Source organism: Aeromonas sp. JL9 (genome assembly GCF_024436075.1).
Classification (GTDB): Bacteria; Pseudomonadota; Gammaproteobacteria; order Enterobacterales; family Aeromonadaceae; genus Aeromonas; species Aeromonas veronii.
This window is the reverse complement of the sequence record NZ_JANFNV010000015.1, coordinates 39,229-55,626: the sequence shown is the minus strand read 5'-3', so window position 1 is coordinate 55,626 and position 16,398 is coordinate 39,229. Positions and strand designations below refer to the sequence as shown.

Annotated in this window: 17 protein-coding genes; 12 read left to right on the top strand and 5 right to left on the bottom strand. The window is 60.3% G+C overall.

The annotated features are described in order from the left end of the window. Window positions 1-51: 51 nt before the first annotated feature. The 3 genes from NOM06_RS12605 to NOM06_RS12595 form a co-directional block, all read right to left on the bottom strand. The gene (locus NOM06_RS12605; protein WP_058056481.1) at window positions 52-984 is read right to left on the bottom strand and encodes a LysR family transcriptional regulator; all 933 of its coding nucleotides are present in this window, start codon (window positions 982-984) and stop codon (window positions 52-54) included. 164 nt (window positions 985-1,148) lie between these two features. Further along, complete coding sequence (locus tag NOM06_RS12600) at window positions 1,149-2,345, bottom strand: amino acid aminotransferase (RefSeq protein ID WP_255911810.1); 1,197 nt, start codon at window positions 2,343-2,345, stop codon at window positions 1,149-1,151. Between the two features lie 127 nt (window positions 2,346-2,472). After that, complete coding sequence (locus NOM06_RS12595) at window positions 2,473-2,748, bottom strand: metal/formaldehyde-sensitive transcriptional repressor (protein WP_005340299.1); 276 nt, start codon at window positions 2,746-2,748, stop codon at window positions 2,473-2,475. Between the two features lie 71 nt (window positions 2,749-2,819). Between NOM06_RS12595 and dmeF the strand changes: the two genes are divergently transcribed. From dmeF to NOM06_RS12570, 5 genes are all read left to right on the top strand, one after another. Beyond that, window positions 2,820-3,776 carry a CDF family Co(II)/Ni(II) efflux transporter DmeF gene (gene dmeF, locus NOM06_RS12590; protein ID WP_255911809.1) on the top strand — a complete coding sequence of 319 codons (957 nt, stop codon included), beginning with the start codon at window positions 2,820-2,822 and terminating at the stop codon, window positions 3,774-3,776. A gap of 202 nt (window positions 3,777-3,978) precedes the next feature. Continuing rightward, window positions 3,979-4,986 carry a Fe(3+) ABC transporter substrate-binding protein gene (locus tag NOM06_RS12585; RefSeq protein ID WP_005340374.1) on the top strand — a complete coding sequence of 336 codons (1,008 nt, stop codon included), beginning with the start codon at window positions 3,979-3,981 and terminating at the stop codon, window positions 4,984-4,986. A 39-nt stretch (window positions 4,987-5,025) separates the two neighbouring features. Next, the gene (locus tag NOM06_RS12580) at window positions 5,026-6,651 is read left to right on the top strand and encodes an iron ABC transporter permease (protein ID WP_255911807.1); all 1,626 of its coding nucleotides are present in this window, start codon (window positions 5,026-5,028) and stop codon (window positions 6,649-6,651) included. A gap of 82 nt (window positions 6,652-6,733) precedes the next feature. Beyond that, on the top strand, window positions 6,734-7,768 hold the full coding sequence (locus tag NOM06_RS12575; RefSeq protein WP_255911806.1) for an ABC transporter ATP-binding protein: 1,035 nt from the start codon (window positions 6,734-6,736) through the stop codon (window positions 7,766-7,768). Between the two features lie 103 nt (window positions 7,769-7,871). After that, window positions 7,872-8,777 carry a Dyp-type peroxidase gene (locus NOM06_RS12570; protein WP_139408499.1) on the top strand — a complete coding sequence of 302 codons (906 nt, stop codon included), beginning with the start codon at window positions 7,872-7,874 and terminating at the stop codon, window positions 8,775-8,777. A 90-nt stretch (window positions 8,778-8,867) separates the two neighbouring features. Here NOM06_RS12570 and argR read toward each other — a convergent pair whose 3' ends face one another. Beyond that, window positions 8,868-9,338, bottom strand: coding sequence for a transcriptional regulator ArgR (gene argR, locus NOM06_RS12565; RefSeq protein WP_005340378.1), 471 nt, complete (start codon window positions 9,336-9,338; stop codon window positions 8,868-8,870). A 201-nt stretch (window positions 9,339-9,539) separates the two neighbouring features. On the opposite strand from argR, the gene NOM06_RS12560 reads away from it, so the two are divergent. The 6 genes from NOM06_RS12560 to NOM06_RS12535 all read left to right on the top strand — a co-directional run bounded on the left by NOM06_RS12560 (window position 9,540) and on the right by NOM06_RS12535 (window position 14,496). After that, a complete protein-coding gene (locus NOM06_RS12560) occupies window positions 9,540-10,280 on the top strand; it encodes an ATP-binding cassette domain-containing protein (RefSeq protein ID WP_255911805.1) in 741 nt (246 codons plus the stop codon). Window positions 10,281-10,304: 24 nt separating this feature from the next. Next, entirely contained in the window at window positions 10,305-11,042 is a 738-nt protein-coding gene (locus NOM06_RS12555; RefSeq protein ID WP_005348898.1) for a transporter substrate-binding domain-containing protein, read from the top strand. Between the two features lie 3 nt (window positions 11,043-11,045). Further along, on the top strand, window positions 11,046-11,696 hold the full coding sequence (artQ, locus tag NOM06_RS12550) for an arginine ABC transporter permease ArtQ (protein WP_139741551.1): 651 nt from the start codon (window positions 11,046-11,048) through the stop codon (window positions 11,694-11,696). 3 nt (window positions 11,697-11,699) lie between these two features. Beyond that, window positions 11,700-12,362, top strand: a complete 663-nt coding sequence (gene artM, locus NOM06_RS12545; RefSeq protein WP_005348902.1) for an arginine ABC transporter permease ArtM — start codon at window positions 11,700-11,702, stop codon at window positions 12,360-12,362. 221 nt (window positions 12,363-12,583) lie between these two features. Continuing rightward, window positions 12,584-13,519, top strand: coding sequence for a malate dehydrogenase (gene mdh, locus NOM06_RS12540; RefSeq protein ID WP_005340384.1), 936 nt, complete (start codon window positions 12,584-12,586; stop codon window positions 13,517-13,519). A 392-nt stretch (window positions 13,520-13,911) separates the two neighbouring features. Then, the gene (locus NOM06_RS12535) at window positions 13,912-14,496 is read left to right on the top strand and encodes a tetratricopeptide repeat protein (protein ID WP_026034955.1); all 585 of its coding nucleotides are present in this window, start codon (window positions 13,912-13,914) and stop codon (window positions 14,494-14,496) included. Window positions 14,497-14,595: 99 nt separating this feature from the next. Here the strand turns inward: NOM06_RS12535 and hmpA are convergent, their stop codons facing one another. Further along, window positions 14,596-15,789: an NO-inducible flavohemoprotein gene (gene hmpA, locus NOM06_RS12530; protein WP_255911804.1), complete on the bottom strand. Its 1,194-nt coding sequence runs from the start codon at window positions 15,787-15,789 to the stop codon at window positions 14,596-14,598. 111 nt (window positions 15,790-15,900) lie between these two features. Here hmpA and NOM06_RS12525 point away from each other — a divergent pair, with 111 nt between their 5' ends. Beyond that, window positions 15,901-16,371: an Rrf2 family transcriptional regulator gene (locus NOM06_RS12525; protein ID WP_158109146.1), complete on the top strand. Its 471-nt coding sequence runs from the start codon at window positions 15,901-15,903 to the stop codon at window positions 16,369-16,371. Window positions 16,372-16,398 lie beyond the last annotated feature (27 nt).

Here is a 16,398-nt window from a genome sequence, read left to right as displayed (position 1 = left end):
GTTGATGTTTCACCGCGGTGAAACATCTATCTCTTCTCGTTGTCGTCCGGCTCAGGGCTCAATCAATTCGCGACCCAGTTGCAGGATCCGCTGGCGGAACCAGTGACGGGCCGAGCCATCACCGGCCGGGCCATACCAGACCAGGCTGTGACTCACCTTGCCGTAATCGAACGGTGCCGGACGCATCACCAGATCCGGCTGACTGGCCATGCAGGCCGCCCAGCCACCGATGGCGGTGAGGATCAGGTCAGTCTGGGGCAGCAGGGCCGCCGCGCTGGCAAAATCGGGCAGGGTGGCGCCAATCTGGCGACGTACCTGCTGCTGGGCCAGGCTCTGCTCGAAGAAGGGGTTGGCCAGCTCCTGATCCCGGATGGCGATATGGCGCCAGCTCAGGTAGGCATCGAGATCCCAGGGCTTGGTCAGCGCGGGGTGGTCTTTGCGCAGCAGGCAGACCAGTTTCTCTTCCCGCAGGGTCTCCCACACCAGCCCGGGCTGGCGCGGCAACGGCTGGCTCTGGTCATGGGGCAGGATCACGAAGTCGAGTTTGCCCGCTGCCAGCGCCTCCAACCCCTGTTCATCCTTGTTCCAGATCTCCGGCACCATGCCCGGCACCTCCTGCATCAGTTGACCCAGAATTGGGCCCACCGGCCAGGTCATCACGCTCTCGCGCAATCCCAGCCGCAAGCTGCCCTGCCACTGTTGGGGGTTGAAGGCGTTCTGGCGAGTGAGGCCGTTCAGCTCCCCCAACAACCGGTGCAGGGTGGGCGCCAGTCGCTCGGCCATGGGGGTGAGCAGCAGCTGGTTGCCCTGACGGTAGAGCAGTTGATCCCCCAGCAGATCCCGCAGCTGGTTGAGGGTTTTGCTGACGGTGGAAGGTGTGGTGCAGAGCCGCTCGGCGGTGCGGGTGACGCTCTGGTTGTCGAGCAACAGGTGCAGGGTGACCAGATGGCGACCTCCCAGCCGAGAGAGAGCGATCAGATCCATAGTGGCTCCTGAAATTGATGAAGATAAACAGGTTTGGAATCAGAAAGATTCAACGTGACCTGCTGGCATTCTCTCACAGCAGGGGGAGGGTGAGCAGACCCCTCAAGAGGTGACTGCGAACGCAACAGACAAAAAAAGCCCCGCCAAAGCGGGGCTGATGCAGATTAGCCCTTGAGCACCGCGGCCATGGCGTCAGCCACATAGTCGACGTTGCGGCTGTTGAGGCCCGCCACGCACATGCGACCGGATCGCACCAGATAGACGGCGAACTCCTCGCGCAGTCTGTCCACCTGCTCCGGGGTGAAGCCGGTGTAGCTGAACATGCCGCGCTGGTTGATGAAGTAGCTGAAATCGCGGCCCGGCACCTTGGCGCTCAGCACCTCGAACAACTTCTGGCGCATCGCCTTGATGCGGGTGCGCATCTCGGTCACTTCATCGACCCACATGGCGTGCAGCTCCGGCTGGCCCATCACTGCGGCGGTGATCTGGCCACCGTGGGTGGGGGGGCTTGAGTAGTTGCGACGCACGGTGGCCTTCATCTGGCCCAGTACGCGGCTCGCCTCTTCGGCATCCTTGCAGATGACAGACAGGCCACCACAGCGCTCGCCGTAGAAGGAGAGGTTCTTGGAAAACGAGTTGCTGACGAAGAAGCTGACACCGGCGGCCACCATGGCGCGGATGGCGTAGGCATCCTCTTCCAGCCCGTCACCGAAGCCCTGGTAGGCGATATCCATAAAGGGGATCAGGTTCTTCTCGACCACCAGCGTGATCACCCGGTCCCACTGGGCGCGGGAGAGATCCACCCCGGTCGGGTTGTGGCAGCAGGGGTGCAGCAGCACGATGCTCTTGGCCGGCAGAGTGCTCAGGCAGTCGATCATGGCATCGAACTGCACGCCGCCAGTGGCCGCATCGTAGTAGGGGTAGTCATGCACCTTGATGCCGGCTCCCTCGAACATCGCCTTGTGGTTGTCCCAGGTCGGGTTGCTGACCCACACCTCGGAGGTCGGGAAGTAGCGCTTGAGCAGATCGGCGCCGATCTTCAGCGCGCCTGAGCCGCCGATGGTCTGGATGGTGGCGATGCGACCCGCCTTGACCGCTTCATGGTCGGCACCAAACAGCAGGTGTTGCACTGCGGTGCGGTAGTTGGCGGCGCCTTCCATCGGCTGGTAGGGGCGTGGGGCCGGGGCGGCGGCGCGCTGGGCTTCGGCCTGCTGCACCGACGGCAGCAGCGGAATGCGACCCTGCTCGTCGTAGTAGAGGCCGATCCCCAGGTTCACCTTCTGCTCGCGGGTGTCTTTGTGGAAGGTCTCGACTAGCGTCAGGATGGGGTCGCCAGCGTAGGCATCGACGTGTTCAAACATGGGGGATCCTTGAAATTGACTGTCCAGTAAAACCGGCGGTCAGCCGGGCTGGACATCATGGCGCAAAGCTGGCGGTGGCTCAAGTCTGACGCTGGTCTAGCCTGAAGGGATGGCACCGCCATCCTGCTTACTTCAAATAGGATCGCAGGACGCTGACCACCTGATCCAGATCCTCCAGCCGCTCGGCCGGGGTGGCATCGGGGGCGCCGAGATGCTCGCGCATGTGTCCCTCCAGTACCTCCAGCATCAAGCCGTTGACGGCGCCGCGGATGGCGGCGATCTGCTGCAAAATGGCGGTGCAGTCGCTCTCCTGCTCCAGCGCGCTCTCCAGCGCACCGGCCTGTCCCTTGATGCGGCGCACCCGTGCCAGCAGCTTCTTCTTGTCGTGGATGGTGTGTGACATGCAGGATCCTCTCGATCAATAAAACTATACTGGGGTATAGTATATTGCATCATCGCTCTCAGGAGAAATTCATGTCATCCCTCGCTCAATCACACTGCCATCAACCCGTCATCCACGAGGGCAATCCGCTGGCCGAACAGAAGACCCGCTGGGCCGTATTGTTGACCGTCATCATGATGGTGGCGGAGATCGGCGGCGGCTGGTTCTACAACTCCATGGCGCTGCTGGCCGATGGCTGGCACATGAGCTCCCACGCGCTGGCGCTCGGCCTCTCGGTGCTGGCCTACCGCGCCGCCCGCCACTTCGCCCGCGACCACAGATTCAGCTTCGGCACCTGGAAGATCGAGGTGCTGGGTGGCTTCACCAGCGCTCTCTTGCTGGTGGGAGTGGCCGGGTTGATGCTGTTCGAGTCGGTGTTCCGGCTGCTCGATCCCAGCCCGATCCACTATCAACAGGCGATCGCTATCGCGCTGGTGGGGCTGCTGGTAAACCTCGCCTGTGCCTGGCTGCTCAAGGATGATCACGGCCACCATCATCATGGGCATGACCACCATCATGAGCATCACGACCACGATCATCATCATGACCATGACGATCAGCACGGCCATCAGGATCTCAACCTGCGCGCCGCCTATATCCACGTGCTGGCGGATGCGGCCACTTCCGTGCTGGCGATTCTGGCGCTGGTGGGGGGCATGCTGTGGGGGGCCGACTGGCTGGATCCGCTGATGGGCATAGTGGGTGCAGGGCTGGTCGCTGTGTGGGCCTGGGGTCTGTTGCGCGACTCCGGTCGGGTGCTGCTGGATGCCGAGATGGATACCCCGCTGGTGGCGGAGATCCGCGAGGTCATCGCCGAGCTGCCGGGCACTGATATCCGCGATCTGCATGTCTGGCGGGTAGGGCAGCAGCAGTATGCCTGTGTGCTCTCTTTGCTGATGGTCAATCCGCTACCGGCGCAGCAGATCCGCGAACGGTTGGCGATCCATGAAGAGCTGGTACATGTGACCATCGAGATCGCCAGCGAATAGATATGGAGGATGTAACGAGAGACGCCACTGAGGCTGTCATGCTTCTTTTGAATCTCTTGTCACTGAGGCGAGATTTTTTTGAATCTATTCGGATTAAATATGTGATGTGGCGACGACGAGCTTTCTTGATCCGCTTATAAGATGTATGCAGAATGCAAACGGAAATCGTTATCACTCTGTATAGCTAATCAAGGAATGGATGATGAAAATGAAGATGTTGGCACTGGCTTTCTCTGCGTTGGCAGCTCAGTCGGCATTGGCGGCCGGGGAAGTTAATGTCTACTCCAACCGGCAGGATGAGCTGATCAAGCCCATCATCCAGCAGTTCGAGAAGGAATCGGGCATCAAGGTGAACGTGGTGTTTGCCAAAGAGGGGTTGAACGAGCGTCTGGAGCGGGAAGGCAAACTCTCTCCGGCCGACCTGATGCTGACCGTCGACATCAGCCGTCTGACCGATCTGGTGGACAAGGGGCTGGTGCAGCCGGTGGACAGCAAGATCCTGCAGGAGAACATCCCCGCCATCTATCGTGATCCGGAGAATCGCTGGTTCGCGCTGACCACCCGGGTTCGCGCCATCTACTCCAGCAAGGATCGCCTCGGCAAGCTCGACACCATCAGCTACGAAGATCTGGCCAAACCGGAATTCAAAGGGAAAATCTGCACCCGCAGCGGCAAGCATGAGTACAATGTGGCGCTGGTCTCCTCCATGATTGCCCATCACGGCATGGCCGAGACCAAAACCTGGCTGGAAGGGGTCAAGGCCAACCTGGCGCGCAAGCCGCAGGGCAACGACCGGGATCAGGTCAAGGCGATCAAGGATGGTATCTGTGACGTGTCGCTCGGCAACAGCTACTATCTGGGCGCCATGTTGAAAGATCCGGCGCAGAAGTCCTGGGCGGATGCAGTCTATATCAACTTCCCGAACCAGGCTGACCGCGGTGCCCACGTCAACGTGAGCGGCGTGGCCATGACCAAGTATGCCAAGAACAAGGCCGAGGCCCAGAAGCTGATGGAGTTTCTGGCTGGTGACACCGCCCAGCACATGTATGCGGACGTGAACGCCGAATATCCGGTCAAGGCTGGGGTCGAGCCTTCTGCCATGGTCAAGTCCTGGGGCAGTTTCAAGTCTGACGCACTACCGGTCAGCGATTACGCCAAGCACCGCAAGGACGCCTTGCAGTTGCTGGATGAAGTGAAGTTCGACTTGTAATCAGATGGGGCCAACGGCCCCATCAACATCTGTGGTCTCATGAAAAATTTTGGATGGATGACCGGCAGCTGGGCCATCGCCCTGCTGCTGGGTTTACCGGTTATAGCCCTGCTTTTCTCTGCCTTCTCGGCTGAGGGGGAGCTGTTTCGCCACCTCGCCGATACCGTGCTGCTCGATTATCTGGGCAATACCCTGGGGCTGGTGGTCGGCGTAGTATTGCTCAGCTTGCTGTTTGGCGTGCCTACCGCCTGGCTGGTGGCCATGTGTCAGGTACCGGGACGGTGCGCTTTGCAGTGGGCCTTGATGCTGCCAATGGCCATGCCCTCCTATATCGTCGCCTACGTCTATACCGACTTGCTCGACTACTCGGGCCCGCTACAAGCAGGGTTGCGAGCGCTCTTTAGCTGGAACAGCCCTGCCGATTACTGGTTTCCTGCCATTCGCTCCCTTGGTGGCGCCGCCTGGGTGCTGGCGCTGGTGCTGTTCCCCTATGTCTATCTGCTGACCCGCACCTCTTTTCTCGAGCAGTCAGTCAGCCTGATCCACTCCAGCCGCCTGCTCGGCTGTACCCCCTGGCAGAGCTTTCGCCGCCTCAGTCTGCCGCTGGCGCGCCCCGCCATCATGGTGGCGGTATCGCTGGTGGCCATGGAGACGCTGGCCGATTTCGCCACCGTCCACTTCTTTGCCATCAACACCCTGACCACTGCGGTCTACGACACCTGGCTCGGTTACGGCAGTCTGGCCACTGCGGCCAAACTCTCCTGCTTGATGCTGCTGGCGGTGGTGCTGTTGATCGCGCTGGAGCGCCGCTCGCGCAGTCGGCAGCAGGTGTTCCAGAAGTCCATGGGTCATGAGCAGCCGCTGCGCTATCCGCTTAAGGGGATGAGTCGCTGGCTAGCTGGTCTCTGGTGCTGGGGGCTGGTGCTGGCCGGTTTCGGCCTGCCGTTCGTCATCCTGCTCGATTACGGGGTGCGCTACTTCGAGTTGTCGTGGACGCCGGAGTTTGTCCGCTTCGCCGGCAACAGCTTGGCTATCTCGGCGCTGACCGCTCTGCTGGCGATGGGGATTGCCCTGCTGCTTGGCTTCTTCCGCCGTCTCGATGGCGGGATAAAGAGTCTGCTGCCTCTGCGCATCGCCGCCATGGGCTACGCCATGCCGGGTACCGTGCTCGCCATCGGGGTGCTGGTGCCGCTCACCGCCCTCGACTTTGCCATCAACGATCTGGCCGAGTGGCTCGGGCGTCAGGGCCCAGGCTTGTTGCTGACCGGCACCATCACCGCCATCGTGTTCGGTTATCTGGTGCGCTTCGTGGCCATCGCCATCGGCTCGGTGGAGAGCAGCATGGGCAAGATCTCTCCCAGCCTCGATATGGCTGCCCGCTCTCTGGGGCAGGGGGATGGCGGCATGCTGCGGCGGGTCCATCTGCCGCTGGTGCGCCGAGGTCTGTTTGCCGGTGCCATGCTGGTATTCATCGAATCCATGAAGGAGCTGCCCGCCGCTTTGCTGCTGCGGCCGTTCAACTTCGATACTCTGGCGACCCACGTCTACCAGTTCGTCTCGGACGAGATGCTGGAGCGCGGTGCGCTGGGGGCTATCGTCATTGTGCTGGTGGGGCTGTTGCCGCTGATCTGGGTCAACCGCAGTCTGGATAGTCCGGGCCACTGAGTCGCCGCGTCGGTCAATGAAATTGCATGCGGTGTGCTGAACCGAAAGGCAGCGCGCCGCCAGAAACGAGAGGAAGTCAGCCTTGTCCTGTTTGCAGGTTGAAAATGTCAGCTGCCGTTACAACGGCCGCAATGTGCTGGAGCAGCTCTCCCTGACGGTGGCAGACAACGAGATCGTCTGCCTGCTGGGAGCCAGTGGCTGCGGCAAAACCACGTTGCTCAAGGTCATCGCCGGGCTGCTGCCGTTGGCAGAGGGCTCTATTCGCCTCGGCGATACCCTGCTCGACGGGCCGGGGGCCAGCGTGCCGCCCGAGGCGCGCAACATCGGCATGATCTTTCAGGATTACGCCCTCTTCCCCCACCTGACGGTGGCTGACAACGTCGGCTTCGGTCTGACCAAACTCGACCGCAGTGCCCGCCAGCAGCAGGTGGACGAGGCACTGGCGCTGGTCAATCTGCAGGGGCTGGGGGATCGATATCCACATCAGCTCTCCGGTGGTCAGCAGCAGCGGGTGGCTATCGCCCGGGCGCTGGTGTGCAAGCCGCGGCTGATGCTGCTGGATGAGCCCTTCTCCAACATCGATACCCAGGTACGGATGAAGCTGATCCTCGAGATCCGCGCCTTGCTCAAGCAGCAGGGGATCGGCGCCATCTTCGTCAGCCACAGCAAGGAGGAGGCGTTCGCCTTCGCCGATCGGCTGGCGCTGTTTCGCGCCGGTCACATCGAGCAGGTGGGCCAGCCTGAGCAGCTCTATCGCCGCCCGCAAAACCGCTTCGTGGCGGAGTTTCTCGGTGGGGTCAACTATCTGGCTGCCGAGGTGGTGGACAGCCACTGCGTGCAGACGGCGCTCGGGGTCATTTGTGGCAGCGAGCCTCATGGCCGGGCGGTGGGTGAGCAGTTACAGCTGATGCTCCGCCCTCAGCAACTGCTGCTGGAGAGCGCCGCAGATGGCGAGCTCAAGGTGGTGGAGCTGCAGTTCCTCGGTCACCACTGCCGGGTGCTGTTCGAGTGTGGCGATCTGCAGCTGGAGGCGAGCATTGGCGAGCCCCTTGATGGGATGCGGGCACGGGTCAAGGTTGCCCCCCATGGGCTGGTGTTGTTTGACCCTTTGCCCTGAACGCGTGATATCGTCGTGAAATCAAAGAACTGGATCCACTCTGGTTTATAATCGCGCAACGCAAATAGCCCGTAACGCTAACGCCTACTCAGGGGAGAGATATATGAAAGCCCAAGCCGGGATCTGCGCAGAGCCGAATCTGCACGCCCTCTATCTGATGTTCAATCGTACCGGCGATGCCGCCGAACTGGTCGGCCGTTTGGCCAAACTGCCCGCCCTGTGGCAGGCTGTGGCCGCCGATTTCCCCGATGCCGGTTTCAGCGGTCTGGTTGCCGTTGGCGCCGATGCCTGGGATGGTCTCTACCCTGCCGCCCGTCCGCCCCAGTTCCGCAGCTTTATGGCGCAATCCGCCAACGGTCAGGAAGCGCCCAACACCCCGTTTGATCTCTTTATTCAGCTGCGCGCCGATCGGGTGGATGTGCTGCACCACGCCGGTCACCGTGTGATGGCACTGCTGGCCGGACTGGTAGAGCTGGCCGAAGAGGTGCGCGGTTTCCGCAATCTGGATTGCCGTGACCTGACCGGTTTCGTCGATGGCACCGAGAACCCGCAGGATGAACACCGTGCCGAAGTGGCGCTGCTGGCGGAAGGCGAGTTTGCCGGTGGCTCCTACATCCACGTTCAGCGCTGGGTGCACGCCATGAGCGACTGGGAGAAGCTGGCGCAGAAAGAGCAGGAAGACATTATCGGTCGCACCAAGCCCGACAACATCGAGTATGAGTCTGCCGCCAAGCCGCTGACCGCCCACATCAAGCGGGTCAACCTCAAGACCCCGAAAGGGGAGTCCATGGAGATCCTGCGCCAGAGTATGCCCTGGGGCACCATGACCGAGCAGGGGCTCTACTTCATCTCCTGCTGCCGCACACCGCAGCACTTCAACGCCATGCTGGCCAGCATGTACAAAGGGGAGGGTAGCCACTTCGACCACCTGCTGCGCTTCACCAGGGCGGTGACCGGCGCGGCTTTCTTCGCCCCATCGGAAGGTTTTCTGATGGCGCAGGGCAAATAAGCCCGCTTGACGAAGACTCAGAAAACAAAAATCCCGGCCTTGGCCGGGATTTTTCGTTCTGGCGTGACCGCGATGACGCGGTAGCGGCCATTACGGAGTCTGTTCGAACAGCTCGAGGGCGGAGAGGTAGAGCTCTTCGATATCGGTATCGCTGGTCGGGGTGATGAAGATGGTGTCATCACCGGCGATGGTGCCCAGGATCCCCTCTGCCTTGCCGAGGGAGTCGAGCAGGCGGGCGATCAGCTGGGCTGCGCCCGGGCTGGTGTGGATCACCACCAGTGCGCCGTTGTGATCGACGTCCAGTACCAGATTCTTGAGCGGGCTGGAGGTGGTGGGCACGCCCAGTTCCACCGGCAGGCAGTAGACCATCTCCATCTTGGCATTGCGAGTGCGAACGGCGCCGAAGCGGCTCAGCATGCGCGATACCTTGGACTGGTTGATGTTCTCGAAACCCAGCTCTTGCAGGGCGGTGACGATTTCTGCCTGGGAGCCAAAGCGCTCTTCTTTCAGCAAGGCTTTAAAGGCCTTGGCCAGTTTTTCTTGCTTGTCGTTGTGTTTCATCTTGGTCTCACGAATGAGGAGGTGTGGCGGCCTGTGCGATACAGGCGGCAGATACGAACAGCGGGGCCATTTTGCATTCATATGCCGTTTTTTGCAAGGAAGCGGCGCTTGTTCTGCATATTGATTCAAAAATGGCTTGCATCAACCTTTATTAGGGATAGAATCGGGATGAAATTTTGAAAACTTATTCAATTGGGCTGTATGGGTATTGAATTAATAGGTATCGAGAAGTCCTGGCACAAGGTGCCGGTTCTGCAACAGGTCAGCTTTCGGACATCCCCCGGTGAAACCTTGGTGTTGCTGGGCCCGAGCGGTGCTGGCAAGAGTTCCCTGCTACGGATGATGAATCTGCTGGATACCCCGGATGCGGGTGTTCTGCGGATTGGTGAAAGTGAATTTTCTTTCCCGAACTCCCTCTCTGCTGCCGAATTCAACCGCCAGTCCCAACTGCTGCGTCGCAAGGTGGGGATGGTGTTCCAGCAGTACAATCTCTGGCCACATCTCACGGTGATGGAGAATCTGATTGAAGCGCCGGTCAAGGTGCTTGGCATGAGCAAGGAGGCCGCCATCGAGAAGGGGGCCTATCTGCTGACCCAGCTGCAACTGGCCGACAAGCGCGATGCCTGGCCTGCCCGTCTCTCCGGCGGTCAGCAGCAGCGGGTGGCCATTGCCCGTACCCTGATGATGGACCCGGAAGTGCTGCTGTTTGACGAGCCGACTGCTGCCCTCGATCCCGAGATCACCAAGGAGGTGGCCGAGATCATCCGCAACCTGAGCCAGACCGGCATTACCCAGGTGGTGGTGACCCACGAGGTCGATTTTGCCCGCAAGGTGGCCAGTCAGGTGATTTATCTGGAGAAGGGGCGGATCATCGAATCCGGCACCGCCGCCATTTTCCAATCCCCGCAAACCAGCCGGTTTGCCGAATTCTTGATGCATTGATATTGAATCGATAAGGAAGCTGTCATGAAAAAGAGTCTGTTGTTGGTTGCTGCCATGGGCCTGTTGAGTACCTCCGTCATGGCCAAAGAGATCAAGTTCGCCACCGAGGCCACCTACGCACCGTTCGAATACCTGGATGACAAGAACGAGTTTCAGGGTTTTGACATCGATCTGGCGCGCGCCATCTGCGAGCAGGCCAAGCTGGAGTGCAGCTTCCACAACCAGGCCTTTGACAGCCTGATCCCCAGCCTGAAATTCCGTCGCTACGATGCTGCGATCGCCGCCATGGACGTGACCCCGGAGCGGGCCGCTCAGGTCGACTTTTCTGACATCTACTACGAGAACTCGGCAGTATTCGTCGCCAAGAAAGGGGCCTTCAAGGGGCCGGAAGAGATGGTCGACAAGACTGTCGGCGTGCAGAACGGCACCTCTCACCAGTCCTATCTGGTGGATAACTGGGTGAGCAAGGGCCTGCTGACCGTGCCGTACGCCAGCTACCAGAGCGCCTTCCTCGACATGATGAATGGTCGTACCGACGGTGTCTTTGCCGATACCGCCGTTGCTGCCGACTGGCTGAAGCAGCACAAGGAGTATGCGGTGGTGGGTACGCCGGTGACCGATGCCAAGTACTTCGGTACCGGCTTTGGCATCGCGGTCGCCAAGGGCAATCAGGAGCTGCTGACCCAGCTGAACAAGGGGCTGGCCGAGATCAAGGCCAACGGCACCTATCAGAAAATCTTCGACAAATACTTCGCGCAGTAAGCCATGTTGAGCCTGTTGTTGGATGCAGCCTGGATGACCCTCGGGCTGGCCTTGGCATCACTGGTCGGGGGCATGGTATTGGCACTGGCGTTCAGTGCCGCCGAGCTCAGCAAGAAGCGTGCGCTGGTGTGGCCTGTGGCCACCCTGACCACGCTGATCCGTGGCCTGCCCGAGTTGCTGGTGGTGCTGTTCATCTACTTCGGCTCGACCCAGGTGTTGTTCCTCATCACTGGCGAGTATGTGGAGTTCAGCCCGTTCGCCTGTGGCGTGCTGGCGCTCTCCCTGCTGTTCGCCAGCTATGCGACCCAGACCCTGCGGGCGGCGCTCAATGCGGTGCCTTCAGGTCAACGGCTGGCGGCGCTGGCGCTGGGTTTGAGCAAGAGCCACATCTTCTTTCGCATCGTGTTGCCGCAGGCGTGGCGTCATGCCTTGCCGGGTCTCGGCAACCAGTGGTTGGTATTGCTGAAAGATACCGCGCTGGTGTCGCTTATCGGGGTCAACGAGATGATGCGTCAGGCCCAGATGGCCTCGGCCAGTACCTATCAGCCCTTCACCTGGTATGCCGCTGCGGCTCTCATCTATCTCGCTATCAGTCTGGTGAGCGAGTACGGCCTCGGGCTGGCTGCCCGCTACACCCGCCGCTACGGAGGCTAACTGATGCAAGAGTATCTCGTTACGTTGCTGGGCGGTCTGGTCACCACGCTGGAACTGACCCTGTTCAGCCTGCTGCTGGGGATTGTGTTGGCGGCCCTGATGACCTGGGTGCTGGAGCTGCGCCTGCCGGTAGCGACCCAGCTGGTGCAACTGTGGGTGCTGCTCTTTACCGGGACGCCGCTGCTCATTCAGATCTTCCTGATTTACTATGGGCCGGGCCAGTTCGAGTGGCTGAAAGCCAGCCCGCTCTGGCCGTTGCTCAAGCAGCCCTGGTTCTGCGCCGTGCTGGCGCTGGGTCTCAACACGGCGGCCTACTCCACCCGGTTGTTCAAGGGGGCGCTCGATGCCATCCCGGCCGGTGAGGTGGAGGCGTGTCGTGCGCTTGGCTTTAACGGCCGCCAGACCTTGTGGATGAAGGTGCGCCATGCCGCCCGTCATCTGGTGCCTGCCTACTCCAACGAGGTGATCCTGGTGCTCAAGGGGAGCTCCCTCGCCAGTACTATCACCATCATGGACATCATGGGGCTGGCGCAGGGGTTGAACGCCCAGACCTACGATACCCTGGCTGTGTTCGGGGTGGCTGGCGGGCTTTATCTGGCGATGAACGGATTGTTAACAATTGGTTTTCGCTGGTGTGAAAAACGGGCGCTGGCATTCCAATCCTGAGACCCTCAAATCTACCTCTTTATGGTAAGGGGAAGTGCAGAAAAACTGTGCTTCTCCTCCAACTTTTTGTATTTCCCTCCAATTTTTGCTCCCGCATGTTTCGTGGCTCACAGAACCCGTGACTGCAACTGTTATCAGATTGTTTTTTATGGGGGGATCCATTAAGGTTGGGCGCACAACAACAAACAACCTTAAACCTACGCTTAAACATGGAGTTGATCATGAAAGTTGCCGTTCTGGGTGCCGCTGGTGGCATCGGTCAAGCCCTCGCTCTGCTGTTGAAAAACCGTCTGCCGGCTGGCTCCGAGCTGAGCCTGTATGACATCGCCCCGGTTACTCCGGGTGTGGCCGTTGACCTCAGTCATATTCCTACCGACGTCGCCATCAAGGGCTTCTGCGGCGAAGATCCGACTCCTGCGCTGGTTGGGGCCGATGTGGTGCTGATCTCCGCCGGTGTGGCACGCAAGCCGGGGATGGATCGCTCCGACCTGTTCAACATCAACGCCGGTATCGTCAAGAATCTGGTCGAGAAGTGCGCGGCCACTTGCCCGAAAGCACTGATCGGCATCATCACCAACCCGGTCAACACCACTGTGGCCATCGCCGCCGAAGTGCTGAAGAAAGCCGGTGTCTATGACAAGCGTCGCCTGTTCGGTGTCACCACCCTGGACGTGATCCGCGCCGAGACCTTCGTGGCCGCTGCCAAAGGGTTGAACATCGACAAAGTACGCGTCAATGTGATCGGTGGTCACAGTGGCGTCACCATCCTGCCGCTGCTCTCCCAGATTGAAGGTGCCTCCTTCACTGCTGAAGAAGTGGCAGCCATGACCAAGCGCATCCAGAATGCCGGTACCGAAGTGGTGGAAGCCAAAGCCGGTGGCGGTTCTGCGACCCTCTCCATGGGTCAGGCGGCTTGCCGTTTCGGTCTCTCCCTCATCAAGGGTCTGCAGGGCGAAGCCAACGTTGTTGAGTGCGCCTACGTGGAAGGCAACGGCGAGCACGCCACCTTCTTCGCGCAGCCGGTACTGCTGGGCAAGAATGGCGTCGAGACCGTACTGGATTACGGCAAGCTGAGCGCCTTCGAGCAGGAAGCGATGGAAGGCATGCTGGCTACCCTGAAAGCCGATATCCAGCTGGGTGTCGATTTCGTCAAGTAAGCGGGTCAACCGTGCCAACAAGGGAGCTTCGGCTCCCTTTTGTATTGATGAGAGCCGCCCGGCAGGCTAAGGGGATGGGGCTTGGTGCCGATAACAGAGTGCAGCAGGAGATCCTTATGATGAAACCCCTTACCCTTCTCGTTCTTGTCGGTGCATTCACCGCGCCTCTCTATGGTGCCGAGGCGGTATCGGCTGCCGTATCGAGCGATGCGCCTGCAGCAAGTGCATCGGCACCGACAGCAAGCAGTGCTGCGGTGGCAACGGCCCCTGTCTCTGCTACGCCGGCGCCCTCTGAGGCTGTCCCCGTCTTGCTTCCGGCCGAGCCGGTTACACCCGTTGCCAGCAGTGGCGAGGGGGCCGCGCCGCTGCCAAAACCGGCGGAACCTGCTGTGGTGGTGGCTCCTCCCGCACCTCTAGCCGCTGGCGAGTTGCAGGCGGTGCCGCTCTATCGTCAGGACGAGCTGCTCAACTGGATTGAGCAGGGGCGCCACCTCACTCAGGTTAAACAGGATCGCTGTCAGCTGACTCAGGATATCGAAGCGCGCGCCTCGGTGATGAAGATCCCGGCCTATCAATTCCTCTGGGGGGATATGCTGGCGTGGGGGGTCTGCACCAAATCCAATGCCGAGCTCGGGGTGCAATATATGTGGGAGGCGGCCAATCAGGGGTTGGCGCCGGCGCTGGAGCAGCTGGGTCGCTACTACTGGAAAGGAACTTTGGTGCAGAAGGATCTGGTGCGAGCCGAAACCCTGATGCGCGAGGCGGCCAGCCTCGGTTTTCTGCGGGCTCGCATCGAGTGGGTCGAGATGCTGTTGCAGGGGATGGGCAGTCCGCTCGATTATGAGGACGCCTATCGCTGGCTCCATGGCTCCGTCATCGGTGACAAGGCGCTGCACCAGAAGGCGGCGAGTCTGCTCAACCGTCTTGGCAACCGGATGCCGGCCAACGTGGTGGCCCGCGCCAAGGCGATGCACTGATCCAAAAAAATGACCCACAGATCTGCACCTGTGGGTCCGGTTCCAGCCGCCGTGCCATGACAGGCCGGAACCTCCCTCTGTTATATGGCTGCCCGCTCCTTAGAGATCTTGATGGGGGCCAAAAACTTCGTAATGGAGCTGCCCCGCTGGCACCCCAGCCGCCAGCAGCTGCCGCTTGATCTCTTGCATGAAGCCGACAGGGCCACAGAAGTAGTAGTGGGCCTCTGGCGTGATGCGCTCCTTCACAGCCGTCAGATCCATGGTGCCGGCCAGGTCGTAATCTTCACCCTGTACATCGCTGGCCTCCGGCTCCCGATACCAGGTCCGGCTCAGCAAGTTGGGATGCTGGCGGGATTTTTGCTGAATATCCTCCCGGAAGGCATGTACAGCGCCCTGTTCGCAGGCGTGCAGCCAAGTGACATCAGCCTGATGGCCGTTCGCCAGCAGCTTGTTGAGCATGCTCATCATCGGCGTCACGCCGACACCGGCGGAGAGCAGTACCACCGGGGTCTGGCTGTCGGCTTTCAGGTAGAAATCGCCGGTAGGGGGCATCACCTCGATCTTGTCACCCGCCTGCAGGTGATCGTGCAGCAGGTTGGAGACCTGACCCTGCGGCTCACGCTTGACGCTGATGCGGTAATCCTGCCCGTTGGGGGCATCGGAGAGGGAGTATTGGCGGATCTCCTGATATTCCAGCTCGGGGTGAACCAGCTTGATGCTGAGGTATTGGCCCGGTTTGAAGGTCAGTACCGGCTTGCCATCTTCCGGCGCCAGCAGGAAGGAGGTGATGAGGGTGCTCTCGGCCCGCTTCTCCTTGATGATAAAGGTGCGGGTACCTTGCCAGCCGCCATCCTGGCTTGCTTTCTCCTGATAGATCTCTTGCTCGCGGCCGATGAAGATGTCGGCCAGCACGCCATACGCCTTGCCCCATGCCTCCTGCACCTCGTCGGTGACCGCACTTCCGCCCAATTCTTTGAGCGTGGCCAAGAGATGACTACCTACAATGTGATATTGTTCCGGCTGGATCAGGAATCCGGTATGTTTGTGCGCAATCCGCTCGACCGCACCGGCGAGCGCTCCCAGATTGTCGATATTCTTTGCATACGCGGCGACTGCATTGAACAGGGCCAGCGGCTGGCCGCCACTGCGTTGGTGGGCCAGGTTGAAGATATCTTTCAGCTCCGGGTTATGGCTGAACATCCGCTGGTAGAAGTGCTGGGTGAGGGCAGGGCCTGCCGATTCGAGCAGCGGAATGGTGCTTTTGATGACGGCAACGGTGGTTTGATCTAGCATAGGGGCCTCGTTCTAATTGAACATATAAAATGTCATTTAATAAGTGGCATCCTAGATGTTTATTTGATTTGAATCAATACTCCACTTTTCGCATCGCGCTAATCAGGTTTTATGAGACTAACCAGTTATACAGATTTTGGATTGAGAGCCCTGCTCTATCTTGCCACCCTGCCGGAAGGGGAGTTGTCGAGCGTTGCCAAGGTATCGGCCCTGTATGGCGTTTCCCGCAATCACATGGTGAAGGTGGTCAATCAGCTGGTGAAGCTGGGCTATCTGCAATCCCAGCGGGGCAAGAATGGCGGCATTCGCATGGCTTGCGATCCCGCTAGCATCAATATCGGGCAGGTGATCAGGGCGCTGGAAGGCAATCTGGACGGCATTGACTGCGGCTCGCCCGCTTGCCACATCGTCTCTGTCTGTCTGCTCAAGAGTGCGCTGAAAGAGGCGATGGATGCGTTTCTGGCGGTGATGGACAGCTATACGCTGCAAGACCTGCTGGCCAACCGTGACGAGCTGCAACGGGTGTTTGGCGAGTTGATCCCGACGCTGGTGCTGGAGCCGGATGATGACGATGAGCAATAGAAAAGGGCTGCCACTGGCAGCCCTTTT